Raw genomic sequence first — 14307 nt, forward strand, 5'->3', positions numbered from 1 at the left:
GGTTTTATGGTTATATGAAGGTAACTATTAGGATTAGGATGGAAAGAAGGTTTAACGAAAGATGTTATTGGTATCTGGATTATTTTTAGTCATCATTCTGCTGGTAGTTGGCATGGTCATTTACATGTGGCTTACTGCTAAGCAAGATAGGTTGATTTTTCAAGACTTATTTTTCAATGACTTTCCTGAAGGGTTTGGCGATGTTCGGATTTTTTTCATATCTGATCTCCACCGTCGGATCATATCGGATAAATTAATTGAGGAAGCCCGCGGCAAAGCTGATTTGGTGATTATAGGCGGGGACATAAGAGAAAGCGGGGTTCCCTTAGAACGAGTGGAAAAAAATGTTTTGAAATTGAAAGAGCTTGGTCCCATTTATTTTGTTTGGGGAAATAATGATTATGAAGGGGATTTTCATGAGCTGGATGCAGCACTTCTAAAACATGGAGTGAAAATCCTTGATAATACAGCTGTTTCTTTTGAATCTCAAAATGGCAGGAAAATCGCTCTTTTAGGCATTGATGATATAACGGAAGAACGAGATAGGCTGGATCTCGCCCTCTCGGATTGCGAGGATGAGGCTTTTCGGATATTGGTGAGTCATAACCCCTTGGTCAAGGAACAATTGACTACGGAACACCACATAAGTCTTGTCCTGTCAGGTCATACCCATGGCGGGCAAATTCGCATATTCGGATACGGACCCTATCAGATCGGCAGTATAAAAAAAGAGGGCAACTGTTTGTATATGACGAGTAATGGTTATGGGACAAGCGCAGTGCCTTTAAGGCTTGAGGCTAAGCCGGAAACACACCTAATCACCCTGAAAAGGGGGAAGCGCACTGAAATAGGCGATGCGGTGGAGAAGACCTTTTAAAAAGCTTTTTAACGAGCATATCGGAATTTTACAGACTTATAAGAACACACTATAATTTCAACAAATGAACTTTCAATTATTGGAGGCCTTGAAAAAACCATGCAAGAAGGTAAATATAATATAAAGGCAGTTTCAAAACTGCTAGACATTCAGCCGGGTACTCTGAGGGCATGGGAAAGGCGATATAAATTTTTCGAACCTGTCAGGAATGATTCAGGGCATCGGCTATATACAGAAAAGCATCTGCAGATCCTTAAATGGCTCGTCAATAAAACGAATCAAGGGTTCACGATAAGCCAGGCCGTGTCACTTCTCGATAGTGCTGGCACTAAAGCGATTGGAGTTCCAGAAACGAACCGTAAGGATGAACAAACGATAAAGTTATCGGATGAATTAATCGAAGCTCTATTAAATTTCAATGAAAATAAAGCCCAGATGCTGATTAGCCAAGCATTCAGTATGTATACGATCGAACATACCATAGTTGATGTTCTTGGTGCCGTACTGGTTCAGATAGGGGATAAGTGGGAAAGGGGAGAAATTACTTCCGCTCATGAACACTTTGCGTCGAACATTTTAAAAGCCAGGATCAGTTCCGTCATGCATACGATTCCGACTAATGGTTATCTTCCAAAAGCTCTTACCGTATGTGCCCCTGGTGAAAAACATGAGTTTGGTCTGTTGATTTTCACCATTTTTTTGAAGCGGAAAGGGTATGAAACCGTTTATTTGGGAGAATCTATCGCCGATAAGGATCTTTTCACCGTATTAAACATCATAAAACCCTCTTACTTATTCATGTCTGTTTCACTTGAAGAAAATCTTGAAGGGACATTTAGTCTTGTGGAAGCATTAAAAAAAGAATTCCCGGATTTGAAGGTGGGTCTTGGAGGTGCGGCTTTGAGTCTTATATCCGAAGAAAGACATATTACCTTCAGTGGAGTTCTCATGGGGGACAAGCAATCGGAATGGGAGGAATGGCTGAAAAGCTAGTGACTGTCTTTGTGAAATAATGGATATGCACCCTGCGACCAAGGCTTCATATGATGTATGAAGATGGTAACCAGGGGGCCTTTTTTTATGAAGCTGGAGCGTTTAACTAATAATAAAATCAAGATTTTTTTGACCCTTGATGATTTAATTGATAGAGGTATAACAAAAGAAGATATTTTAGGAAATTCTTTAAAGGTCCACAAGTTATTTCAGGATATGGTTGAAGAAGCATGCGAAGAACTCAGCTTTAAAATGAGTGGTTCCATTGCAATCGAGATTTTTTCCCTGCCTGCTCAGGGGTTGATAATCATCGTGACAAAGGATGAAGAAGAATTATTGACAGACGAGGAAGAATTCTTGGATTTGCAAGTGAAAATAGATGACTTTCCCCATATTCTGTATGTTTTCGATGAGTTTGAAGACATCGTCCAATTATCTCATAGATTGTCTTTTCATGGTTTGCTTAAAAGTACTCTTTATCATTATGAGGGAAGATACTATTTACTAATCGAAAATGGTAAAGACACGACCTATGACACGGTCATCTCATTAGCCGCCGAGTATGGCCATGCTTCGACACTGACGCTCTGTCGTATCAATGAATATGGCTCTTGTATAATTGAAAATGAAGCGATACATGTTTTGACTACGCACTTCAGTTAACTGCAAAAAGTAGGAGACAAGGCAGACGCATGATGTAAAAATCAATGTGGTTTGCCTTATTTTTCTCACCTTTTTGATTGAAGAAAATCTACGGGAAATGAGTATGAAAACAATGGTTATGATAACGTTTTCATTTTTTGAATATTTCCAACTTTTAAATTCCCATTTTTGTTCTTGCATAAATATAACGAAGGTGTATACTAGCACATGAAGAGGACTATTTGTAAATTATAATTTAATATATGGATGAGATTTTTAGGAGGTACTTTTAATGGATTCGGCAAAAGATAATAGCCATGTAAATGAAGAAGAAAAACACGACGTACTGAGGTCAACCCAAACTGTAATACATAAAGCTTTGGATAAGCTGGGTTACCCGGAAGAAGTTTTTGAGCTCTTGAAGGAACCATTGCGTTTATTAACAGTGAAGATACCAGTCCGGATGGATGATGGGTCGGTTAAAATTTTCACGGGTTACAGGGCGCAGCATAATGATGCTGTTGGGCCTACAAAGGGCGGTATCCGTTTTCACCCTGATGTAACGGAACGTGAAGTGAAAGCATTATCCATTTGGATGAGCTTGAAATGCGGGATCGTTGATTTGCCGTATGGCGGTGGTAAAGGCGGGATCGTTTGTGATCCTCGTAATATGTCCTTCCGTGAGTTGGAAAGACTAAGCCGGGGCTATGTTCGCGCAATCAGCCAAATCGTGGGGCCGACAAAAGATATCCCGGCACCGGATGTATTTACGAATTCCCAGATCATGGCTTGGATGATGGATGAATACAGCCGTATGGATGAATTCAACTCCCCAGGATTCATTACAGGTAAACCGCTTGTATTGGGTGGTTCTCATGGCCGTGAATCAGCAACTGCTAAGGGTGTAACGATTTGTATCAATGAAGCTGCCAAGAAGCGTGGCATTGATATTAAAGGGGCACGGGTCGTCATTCAAGGCTTTGGTAATGCAGGAAGTTTCTTAGCTAAATTCATGCATGATGCAGGTGCAAAGGTTATTGGTATTTCTGATGCATATGGTGCGCTTCATGATCCTGAAGGACTGGATATCGATTATCTTCTAGATCGGAGAGACAGTTTCGGAACCGTAACAAAATTGTTTAAAAGCACAATTTCAAATAAAGAACTGCTTGAATTGGATTGTGATATTTTAGTTCCGGCTGCAATTGAAAACCAAATCACAGAAGAGAATGCTGCTGATATTAAAGCTTCAATCGTTGTCGAGGCTGCAAACGGGCCTACGACAATGGAAGCGACACAAATCCTAACAGACCGTGGAATCCTTCTTGTTCCTGATGTCTTGGCTTCTGCTGGCGGAGTTACGGTTTCTTACTTTGAATGGGTACAAAATAATCAAGGATATTACTGGTCTGAAGAAGAAGTGGACGAAAAGCTGGAAAAAATCCTTGTGAAATCTTTTAATAATATTTATGAACTTGCCCAATCCAGACGTGTTGATATGCGTCTTGCGGCTTATATGATTGGCGTAAGAAAAATGGCTGAAGCTTCACGCTTCCGTGGTTGGATCTAAAAAGATTCAAATCATGAATGGCATATAGATAAAATCGTTTTCATTGCTTTATCATTGAAATGATTTGTAAAAACTCCTATCATGTATTGATAGGAGTTTTTATTTTTAAGCGAACGAATTACATAGTGCATGGAAAGGCAGTGGAGTAAAAATGAATGTTGAAGAAGTCATTATCATAGGTGGGGGCCCTTGTGGATTGGCGGCTGCGATTGCTCTTAAAGAAGTGGGAATTCAGTCCCTGATCATTGAAAAAGGCAATGTGGTGGATTCGATTTACCGTTACCCCACTCATCAAACATTTTTCAGTTCAAGCGAAAAATTGGAAATCGGTGATACCGCTTTTATTATCGAAAACCGTAAACCGGTCCGTAATCAGGCATTGGCTTATTATAGGGAGGTAGTTAGAAGAAAAGAATTACGGATCAATAAGTTCGAAAAAGTGGAAAAGGTGGAAAAACGGGAAGATGGGAAATTTGTAGTAAAGACATCAAAAGGTGACTATACAGCATTGCATGTTATCGTATCTACCGGATACTACGATCATCCAAACTATATGTGCATACCCGGTGAAGATCTTCCTAAAGTGTTTCATTATTTCAAGGAGGGCCACCCTTACTTTAATTGTGATGTTACCGTCATCGGTGGTAAAAACTCAAGTGTGGATGCGGCACTGGAATTGGTCAAATCAGGTGCAAGAGTTACCGTCCTATACAGGGGAGCGGAGTACTCTTCTAAAATCAAACCATGGATTCTCCCTGAATTTGAATCATTAGTCCGCAATGGAACGATCATGATGGAATTTAATGCGAATGTTGACGAAATCACTGAAGATAGTGTCGTATATCATGTAGGTGAAGAGCAAAAAGTTATAAAAAATGATTATGTGTTCGCCATGACTGGTTATCACCCTGACCATTCCTTTTTAGCTTCAATGGGCATAAATATTGATAAGGTGACTGGAAGGCCAACCTATAACGAGGAAACGATGGAGACGAACGTAAAGAGTCTATATATTGCCGGCGTTCTTGCAGCCGGAAATAATGCGAACGAAATCTTCATTGAAAATGGCAGGTTCCATGGTGGTTTAATTGCCTATCATTTGGCTGTTAAAGAAAAGTGAAATGAAAAGGGAGCTGAAATAGTATGGACAAAATATCATTAATAACGACAGGCGGAACTATTGCCAGTAAAGAAACGACAAATGGAATGTTGGCTTCAGGTGCGTTGAGTGGGCAGGAGTTGGCATCCATTTGCGAATTACCCAACGATATTGAGGTTAAAGTGGTTGATCTTTTCCAAATCTCAAGCATGTCCATGTCATTTGGGAAAATGGAACAGCTGAAACTAGCCATAAAAAAGGAATTGGAAGACCCGGAAGTTACAGGGATTGTCGTGACCCACGGTACCGATACACTAGAGGAAACGGCTTATTTCCTTGATGTCACGAATAGAGATCAACGACCAATCGTTTTAACCGGATCCCAGCGGTCTCCTAAAGAAGTGGGAACCGATGTTTATTCGAACCTAAGGAATTCGATATTATGTGCTGCGAGTGATCTTCTCAAGGATGTTGGTGTGGTTGTCGTTTTTAATGAGCGCATTTATTCAGCAAAGTATGTAAAAAAAGTGCATGCTTCCAATTTGCAAGGATTCGAATCTTTCGGCTATGGATATCTGGGGATCATTGATAATGATGTCGTCAGCATCTATCAAAAACCTTTACATCGGGAGTTCTATGATATCCAGAATCGCATCCCCAGAGTGGATATCATCAAGTGCCATACAGGCGCTGATGGCCTCTTTATAGAGGCTGCTGTTAAAAACGGTGCGAAAGGCATCGTCCTCGAAGGTGTAGGAAGGGGACAAGTTACGCCTGAAATGGTAACTTCCATACAGGATGCGATCGATAATGGCATAACAATCGTCATGACAACAAGTGCAGAAGAAGGAAAAGTTTACCCGGCATATGATTATGTAGGCAGTGCATTTGATTTAAAACAGCGCGGCGTGATATTAGGTGCTGATTATGACAGCAAGAAGGCTAGAATTAAGTTAGCTGTCGTGCTGGCAAGTGAAAACTCTGTAGATGAAACCTTCTTTAAGTACTGACGGATTAAATAAATGTTGGAAGACTTGATTCTTGGATTTAGTTTTTCTGCATTCCATGGTACGATTAAGGAAAAGAAGAGGAAAAGAGGGTCAGCTAATGCTGGTCATGTTGTCAGCGGCTATTGCGCCAGGATTGGCGCTACTCAGCTATTTCTATTTGAAAGATCAATATGAAACAGAACCGATATCGGTTGTTATCAAAACATTTTTATTCGGTGTCTTTCTTGTTTTGCCGATTATGTTCATACAGTATGTGCTCGAAACGGAACATATCTTGAATACAGACTTAGCTAATGCATTTTTATGGGCAGCACTGCTTGAGGAATTCTTCAAGTGGTTCATACTCATTTATGTTATTTATCAGCATGTAGCCTTTGATGAGCCATATGATGGGATCGTTTACGGAGCAGCAGTCTCACTTGGATTCGCTACAATGGAGAATATTTTGTACTTACTTGCAAACGGCGTGGAGCATGCTTTTATCAGGGCCGTTCTCCCTGTATCCAGTCACGCTTTATTCGGGGTGATCATGGGGTATTATTTGGGCAAGGCGAAATTTTCAGCTACCAATAATCGGCTCTATTTATTATTGGCACTGATCATACCAATTTCGTTACATGGGGTTTATGACTATATTTTAGTTTCTCAAAAATTTTGGGTGTACTTTATTATGCCATTTATGATTTACCTATGGTGGTTAGGGATGAAAAAGGTGAAAAAAGCACGTTTGATGTCTGATTTTCATGCTGAAAAACTTTCTCAAAATCATTTTCTTAGCAAATGATGAATAGTAAAAAACGGAGTGTTGGCATATTTTGCCCGCTCCGTTTTTTTATGGTTTGGAATAAAAAAGCCAGTTAAGAAGAAAATAGAATTACATTAATTCAAGAAAAAGAGGAGTGTTTTTGATGAAAGGAATTTCGTCAAAATGGAAATGGCTTTTGCTGTTTTCGTGTTTAACAATTTGTTTCGGAATTTACCCGGAAACAAGGACAAATGCCTTTTCGAGCCAAGTCATCCAAAAAGGTGCGGTTGGAGATGATGTAATTGAACTACAGGCACGCTTACAAAACATTGGTTACTATAATGGAAAGATTGATGGAGTCTATGGATGGGGCACTTATTGGGCACTTCGAAACTTTCAACAAGATTTCGGGCTGCCAATCGATGGCTATGCAGGGACAACGACAAAGCAGAAGTTGACGAATGCCTCTAATTTCAATAGAGCATTCGTTCACGAACAGATTAATAAAGGGAACGAGTTCACCTATTATGGGGGAGTAGATATTGAAAAACAGGTAAAAGTGAAAGGCAATGCAAATGCACCCAAGTCTGGCGGGGCCAATGATAAATCCGGAAATGCCCCTTCTAAAACAACAACAGCGGCCAATCTTCCTGGAGGGTATTCTCAGAACGATATACAACTGATAGCCAATGCCGTTTATGGAGAGTCGCGTGGGGAGCCATATACAGGTCAGGTTGCTGTTGCGGCGGTCATTTTAAACAGGGTAGAAAGTGCAGCTTTCCCGAATACCATTTCGGGAGTGATCTTTGAACCTGGAGCCTTTACGGCAGTTGCGGATGGCCAGATATGGCTTACCCCGAACGAACGGGCAAAAGAAGCGGTCGTGGATGCTATCAATGGATGGGATCCGAGTGGTAATGCCGAGTATTACTTTAATCCCGAAACGGCTACTAGCAAATGGATTTGGTCTAGACCGCAAATCAAAAAAATCGGAAAACATATCTTTTGTAAGTAAAGAGGTGAAGGAAAATGATCAGGAATATAGTGATTGCCCTGCTTGTTGTAGTTGTTGCAGGAACTGCATTCTGGGGCTATCAAGAACATAAGGAAAAAAATGCTGTATTAATCAATGCGGAAAACACTTATCAGCGAGCCTTTCATGATTTAAGCTATCAAGTAGATTTATTGCATGATAAAGTTGGCAGCACGTTGGCGATGAATTCAAGATATTCATTAAGTCCAGCTTTAACAGATGTGTGGCGTATCACTTCCGAAGCCCAAAGTGATGTCGGGCAGTTGCCAATAACCCTGCTTCCTTTTAATAAAACAGAAGAATTTTTAGCGAAAATTGCGGACTTCAGTTATAAAACAGCCGTACGTGATCTTGATAAAGAACCATTGAATGATCAGGAATATTCGACTTTACAATCCCTATATACACAGGCAAGTGACATCCAGGGCGAGTTAAGAAAGGTGCAATATCTAGTCCTTAAAAACAATTTAAGATGGATGGATGTCGAAATGGCTTTAGCATCTGGAAAAGAAAATACAGATAACACGATCATTGACGGCTTAAAAGTGGTGGAGAAAAAAGTATCGGGGTATGGGGAAACAAACGAGATGAATCCGACCTTTACTTCTACCCAACAGAGGGATGAAAACTTCAAAAATTTGCAAGGTAAAACCATTACAAAAGAAGAAGCCATTGCGACAGCGAAAAGCTATATACATTCAAAAAGCGGAAATTTGAAGGTGAATGTTGAAGAAAACGGCAAAGGTTCCGATTATGGATTTTATAGTGTGAGCATCCTTGATAAAGATTCTGATACCGAATTGAATATGGATTTGACAAAAAAAGGCGGTTACCCCATTTGGTATATCAATAATAGGGACGTGAACAAAACAAATATTGATTTGAATCAAGCCTATACGAAAGCCGAAGCCTTTTTAAAAGAACATGATTTCAGTTCACTGGAATTATTTGAAAGTGCACAGTACGATAACATCGCTTTACTGAATTTCGTGACATCTGAAAATGGAGTCAAGATTTATCCTGATTCAGTCAAGGTCAAAATTGGATTGGATGACGGATCTGTTGTGGGGTTCTCGGCAGACGAGTATTTAAAATCACATAAAACAAGGGAAATAGAAAGTCCGAGCATATCGGAGAAAGAAGCTAGAGATAAAATCAACTTAAATGTAAAGATAATGGAAAGTGGAAAGGCATTAATCATTAATGATATTGGCGAAGAAGTTCTTTGTTATGAATTTATGGGTACTATTAAAGAAGATACATACCGTATTTTCATTAATGCCGACACTGGTCAAGAAGAAAAAGTGGAAAAATTAAAGAACTCCGAACCGGTATACGAAAATTTAATCTAGACGGGTATGATGATTCATATTCAATAGGGAAATGTGCCTAGCCACTTTCCCTTTTTCTTATTTCATGACATAATAGTAAAATAGATTTTTGGATAATATGGGAAAATTAATGGGTAATATGATGTTGTTTCCCTCATTACTTGCTACCAAAAAGGACGTGAATCAAGATGTTTAAAATGGGTGATATTTTAATGCTCGAACAGAAATACTCCTCCCGGAAGGAAAAGTTCAAATGTATGGTTGTTGAAATGGAACCGGGTTGTGTTTATATAGACTTTCCCATCCATTTAGAAACTGGAAAAATTGCATTTCTGATGGACGGGACACAGTTGAACGTCACATTTTCAAACGAGGATCAGGCCGTATATGTATTTGATTCTGAAGTGCTCGGAAAAGTGAAGGGTAGAATACCTATGATACAACTAATGCTGCCTGATGCAGGTACTTTTGTGAGAATTCAAAGGAGGCAGTATGTTCGCCTGGATGTAACGCTTGATACAGCCATCCATCCTGAACATTCCGAGTTTCCTCCTTTTCGCGCATTAACAGAGGATATCAGTGCAGGGGGAGCTTCTATAAGGCTTTTAAAAGGCGTGAATATACAATCGGCTTCACAATTATTTTTGTGGATGGCGCTTACACTGAAATCCGGGGAGATCCATTATTTACGTTTAAGAAGCAAACTCATTCGTGTAACGGAGAAAGAACATGAAAACAAGCTTCTACACGTCCAATTTATTGAACCGACAAAAAGTGATGTACAAACTTTAATGAGATTTATTTTTGAAAAACAGGTGGATTTAAAGAAAAAAGGGTTGTATGTTTGACCGGATTGAATGAAAAACAGTGATTCCATCCATACTGCTAATATAATCAGTATGGAAGGAGCGGCATATGAAAACATTTGAAAGACTTTTAATTAAAGTGATCATCATCCAGCTGGCTTGCCTATTCTTTTTTCAGTTCCTTTTGAGCAGGGAGGACCAAATCATTGATTTGACCAAGCTCTCGAAGTATGAAGGGGTAACTAGCAATAATTATACGAAAATCATTGAAACATTCAATGGGACCTCAAAATGAAAGCGGTGTTCCGCTTTTTTTTGTATGAAGATTTTCAATAAAGGAAAACTATTGATGGTTATATAAATCAAAAGATGAACAAAGGTGTTTTTATGTACACGTCCCTTTTATTAATGATTTTCCTGCTAGTTGTGATAAAATGAAAGGGTAATAAATAATCAGCATGATTGTAGGATTCTTGGGAGGATTTATGGAAAAAAAATTATCAGTTGCAATCGATGGACCAGCTGCTGCTGGAAAAAGCACGGTTGCTAAAATTGTTGCAGAAAAGTTCAATTACATATATGTGGATACAGGAGCAATGTATAGGGCCCTTACCTATAAGGCCATCAATCAACAGATTCGCTTGAATGATGAACAAGCACTATTTGAAGTTCTCATCAATACAGAAATCGAATTAAGACCGAGTGAAAAGGGGCAGTTGGTGTTCTTGGATCATGAGGACGTGACAGCCCAAATCAGAAACAATGAAGTGACTGGTTCTGTATCGGAAGTGGCAAAGCACAGGAGTATCCGGGAAGAAATGGTGCGCAGGCAGCAGATATTTGGTGAAAATGGTGGAGTCGTCATGGATGGCAGGGATATCGGTACACATGTTTTGCCTAATGCCGAGGTAAAAGTATTTCTAATTGCATCTGTAGATGAAAGGGCACAGCGGAGACATCAGGAAAATATGTTAAAAGGTTTTCCATCCGATATCGAAAAGCTAAGGGAAGAAATTGCAACAAGGGACAAGCTGGATTCGGAACGCGAGGTATCGCCCCTGAAAAAGGCGGCAGATGCTATCGAAATTGATACGACTTCTTTATCGATTCAAGAGGTGGCAGAAAGTATCATGTCTTTAATAGAAGAGAGGAAAAGATAAAATTGGATTTTTACACATTTGGCAAAAACGTCGTAAAAGTCGTTTTAATGCCTGCGTATAGGGTCAAGACGCTCGGAAAGGAACATATCCCTAAAGAGGGCGGAGTATTGATCTGTGCCAATCACATTGATAATTTGGATCCCCCTGTAGTTGGCATGACATCTCCAAGGGACATTCATTTCATGGCGAAGGAAGAGTTGTTTCAAGCACCTGTTTTAAAGGGTATATTACCCAGAGTGAAAGCTTTTCCCGTCAAGCGGGGCAATAGCGATCGTGAATCCCTTAGAAAAGGTTTAAAGCTTTTGAAGGAAGGTAAGGCGCTTGGGCTGTTTCCCGAGGGAACCAGAAGTAAGACAGGTGAATTGGGAGAGGGGATGGCTGGTGCAGGATTTTTCGCATTGCGATCTGATGCCGTGATCATCCCTTGTGCAATCATCGGCCCATATAAGTTATTGCGTCCTTTGAAGGTGGTTTATGGGCCTCCCATACATTTTGCCGAGTACCGTGAACAGAAAATTTCAGCCGATGAAGCAACCAAGATCATTATGGACGGGATTGGGAAATTGATTTCCCAACATAAATAGTCATTCATACTTGACAATTTTCTGATTTTGTTAGAATTTATAAAATAGGGGTATTGTTCCTTATAGGGAATGAAAAGGAATATAACCTTATTACTCTAAAAAAAACCGTTTTTATCTTTATTAGGAAAGTGTTTTTATTGAACCACTTTAAATAAAATATGTGGCCGATGAAGAGGAAGTTTGCTGATCAGTCATGGGTTAAGGAGGAGTTAGTAATGACAGAAGATATGAACCAGGTAGAAGTGAACAATTACAAAGTTGGGGATCAAGTGAAAGCAACCGTTTCAAAGGTAGAAGAAAAACAGGTCATCGTCGATGTAGAAAACAGCAAGACTGATGGAATCATCCCTATCAGTGAGCTGTCGAGCCTTCATGTCGAAAAGGCGTCAGACGCCGTTTCGGAAGGTGATGTATTGGAGCTTGAAGTCATTAAAGTAGAAGAAGAAGCTCTTATTCTATCAAAACGCAAAATTGACGCGCTAAAAGCATGGGATGACCTAGAATTGAAATTTGAAAACGGAGACGTATTCGAGGCTGAGGTTAAAGATGTCGTCAAAGGCGGACTTGTTGTAGATCTAGGCGTACGTGGTTTTGTTCCAGCTTCTCTAGTAGAAGACTATTTCGTTGAAGACTTTTCTGATTACAAAAACAAAACTTTAACATTCAAGATCGTTGAACTTGAGAAAGACAAGAATCGCTTAATTCTCTCACATCGGGCAGTCGTCCAAGACCAAAAGGAAAAACAAAAAGCAAATGTTCTGGATAGGATTGAAAGCGGGCAAGTGCTAGAGGGTGTGGTCCAAAGGATTACCGATTTCGGTGCATTCGTCGATATTGGTGGCGTTGATGGCCTTGTCCACATATCCCAGCTTTCCCATCAGCATGTCGACAAGGCATCCGATGTCGTTTCCGAAGGAGATAAGGTACAGGTGAAGGTCCTTTCCATTGATCGCGATAATGAAAGGATTTCACTTTCCATTAAGGATACCCTTCCTGGACCATGGGCAGGCATTGCTGAAAAGGCAGCAAAAGGTTCTAAACAAGAGGGGGTCGTTAAGCGCCTGGTTTCTTTCGGAGCATTCGTCGAGATTTTCCCTGGGGTGGAAGGACTTGTCCATATTTCACAGATTTCGCACAAACACATTGCCACACCTCAGGAAGTACTGAAAGAAGGCCAGTCTGTCGAAGTGAAAGTACTGGAAGTCAATGAAACGGAACAACGTTTATCCTTGAGCATTAAAGAACTTGAAGAACCTCAATCCAATTACAACTCATCAGATTATGAACTTCCTGAAGAATCGAAGGGCTTTCAGTTAGGTGAAATGATTGGAGATCAATTGAAAAAACTAAAATAAGATAATAATGGTGATAGCCTTGGAGAGAGAAAAACGAAAATTAGATCATATAGAGTTTGCGCTAAAAACAGGTCAGCAGCATAAATCCGGACTAGAAGATATTTCGTTTATCCACCAAAGCTTACCAGGAATTTCTTTGAATAATGTGAACCTCACAGCAGAAGTTGGCGGACTTAAATTAAGTTCGCCAATTTTTATAAATGCCATGACCGGAGGCGGGGGCCTTGAAACCGAAAGATTGAATGGCGACCTTGCCATTGCTGCACGGGAAACAGGAATCGCCATGGCGGTCGGATCACAGATGGCAGCGATCAAGGACCCTAGACAGCAGGCATCTTTTAAAGTGGTAAGACAGGAGAACCCTGAAGGGGTGCTGATTGGTAATCTCGGTGGTGAAGCAACTGTAGACCAAGCAAAACGAGCGCACGAGATGATCGGGGCTAATGCCTTGCAGATTCATATTAACGTCATTCAAGAATTGACGATGCCTGAAGGAGATAGGAATTTTGCGGGTACCCTTTCTAGAATAGAAAAAATCAACAGAAGTATCGGAATACCTGTCATTGTAAAAGAGGTAGGATTTGGGATGAGTATGGAAACGGTGCAGCAATTACGTTCTGTTGGTGTTTCAATCATTGATGTAGGTGGGTTTGGCGGAACAAATTTTGCTAAGATCGAAAATGAAAGGCGAGCAAAAGTACTCGGATATTTTAATGAATGGGGCATTCCGACAGCTGCTTCCATCGTGGAAGCTGTTAATGTTTCATCAGAGATTTCAGTCATTGGTTCGGGTGGTATTCAAAATCCTCTGGAAATTTCAAAAGTCCTGGCTTTAGGAGCGAAAGGTGTCGGGTTAGCCGGTCATTTCCTCAAGTTGCATAAAGAATTGGGGCTAGTACAATTAATCAAAGAAATTAACTACATACATGAAGATCTAAAGATCATCATGACTGCACTTGGGTGCGGTAATATCTCGGAATTAAGGGAGTCGAAAATTGTCATCACAGGCAAGACCTATCATTGGTTAACTCAAAGAGGCATTGATTGCTCGTCATATGCTAAATGAATCACTACAAAAGAAGCATCTCAATTGGAACATTCA

Annotated in this window: 15 protein-coding genes; all 15 read left to right on the plus strand. The window is 40.2% G+C overall.

Going from position 1 to position 14307, the window contains the following annotated elements; translation table 11 throughout:
• The first annotated feature begins 61 nt into the window (after positions 1 to 61).
• The 15 genes from LQ203_RS07385 to fni all read left to right on the plus strand — a co-directional run bounded on the left by LQ203_RS07385 (position 62) and on the right by fni (position 14271).
• Entirely contained in the window at positions 62 to 877 is an 816-nt protein-coding gene (locus LQ203_RS07385; protein ID WP_230156932.1) for a metallophosphoesterase, read from the plus strand.
• Between the two features lie 99 nt (positions 878 to 976).
• Entirely contained in the window at positions 977 to 1870 is an 894-nt protein-coding gene (locus tag LQ203_RS07390) for a B12-binding domain-containing protein (protein WP_230156934.1), read from the plus strand.
• Positions 1871 to 1957: 87 nt separating this feature from the next.
• Positions 1958 to 2533: a genetic competence negative regulator gene (locus LQ203_RS07395; RefSeq protein ID WP_230156936.1), complete on the plus strand. Its 576-nt coding sequence runs from the start codon at positions 1958 to 1960 to the stop codon at positions 2531 to 2533.
• A 271-nt stretch (positions 2534 to 2804) separates the two neighbouring features.
• The gene (locus LQ203_RS07400; protein WP_230156937.1) at positions 2805 to 4082 is read left to right on the plus strand and encodes a Glu/Leu/Phe/Val dehydrogenase; all 1278 of its coding nucleotides are present in this window, start codon (positions 2805 to 2807) and stop codon (positions 4080 to 4082) included.
• A gap of 151 nt (positions 4083 to 4233) precedes the next feature.
• A complete protein-coding gene (locus tag LQ203_RS07405) occupies positions 4234 to 5202 on the plus strand; it encodes a YpdA family putative bacillithiol disulfide reductase (RefSeq protein WP_230156938.1) in 969 nt (322 codons plus the stop codon).
• 23 nt (positions 5203 to 5225) lie between these two features.
• Positions 5226 to 6191 carry an asparaginase gene (locus LQ203_RS07410; RefSeq protein WP_230156939.1) on the plus strand — a complete coding sequence of 322 codons (966 nt, stop codon included), beginning with the start codon at positions 5226 to 5228 and terminating at the stop codon, positions 6189 to 6191.
• Between the two features lie 97 nt (positions 6192 to 6288).
• The gene (prsW, locus tag LQ203_RS07415; RefSeq protein WP_230156940.1) at positions 6289 to 6975 is read left to right on the plus strand and encodes a glutamic-type intramembrane protease PrsW; all 687 of its coding nucleotides are present in this window, start codon (positions 6289 to 6291) and stop codon (positions 6973 to 6975) included.
• 124 nt (positions 6976 to 7099) lie between these two features.
• Positions 7100 to 7951, plus strand: coding sequence for a spore cortex-lytic enzyme (sleB, locus tag LQ203_RS07420; protein ID WP_230156941.1), 852 nt, complete (start codon positions 7100 to 7102; stop codon positions 7949 to 7951).
• Positions 7952 to 7965: 14 nt separating this feature from the next.
• Positions 7966 to 9321 carry a germination protein YpeB gene (ypeB, locus tag LQ203_RS07425; RefSeq protein ID WP_230156942.1) on the plus strand — a complete coding sequence of 452 codons (1356 nt, stop codon included), beginning with the start codon at positions 7966 to 7968 and terminating at the stop codon, positions 9319 to 9321.
• A 167-nt stretch (positions 9322 to 9488) separates the two neighbouring features.
• Entirely contained in the window at positions 9489 to 10148 is a 660-nt protein-coding gene (locus tag LQ203_RS07430; protein ID WP_230156944.1) for a flagellar brake domain-containing protein, read from the plus strand.
• Between the two features lie 67 nt (positions 10149 to 10215).
• Complete coding sequence (locus tag LQ203_RS07435) at positions 10216 to 10401, plus strand: YpfB family protein (RefSeq protein WP_230156946.1); 186 nt, start codon at positions 10216 to 10218, stop codon at positions 10399 to 10401.
• 190 nt (positions 10402 to 10591) lie between these two features.
• Positions 10592 to 11266, plus strand: a complete 675-nt coding sequence (gene cmk, locus LQ203_RS07440; protein ID WP_230156947.1) for a (d)CMP kinase — start codon at positions 10592 to 10594, stop codon at positions 11264 to 11266.
• A gap of 2 nt (positions 11267 to 11268) precedes the next feature.
• Positions 11269 to 11850, plus strand: a complete 582-nt coding sequence (locus LQ203_RS07445; protein WP_230156948.1) for a lysophospholipid acyltransferase family protein — start codon at positions 11269 to 11271, stop codon at positions 11848 to 11850.
• A gap of 215 nt (positions 11851 to 12065) precedes the next feature.
• Positions 12066 to 13205, plus strand: coding sequence for a 30S ribosomal protein S1 (gene rpsA, locus LQ203_RS07450; RefSeq protein WP_230156949.1), 1140 nt, complete (start codon positions 12066 to 12068; stop codon positions 13203 to 13205).
• A gap of 19 nt (positions 13206 to 13224) precedes the next feature.
• Positions 13225 to 14271 carry a type 2 isopentenyl-diphosphate Delta-isomerase gene (gene fni, locus LQ203_RS07455; protein WP_230156950.1) on the plus strand — a complete coding sequence of 349 codons (1047 nt, stop codon included), beginning with the start codon at positions 13225 to 13227 and terminating at the stop codon, positions 14269 to 14271.
• The last annotated feature ends 36 nt before the right edge of the window (positions 14272 to 14307 follow it).

The organism is Peribacillus sp. Bi96 (genome assembly GCF_918698115.1).
Classification (GTDB): domain Bacteria; phylum Bacillota; class Bacilli; order Bacillales; family DSM-1321; genus Peribacillus.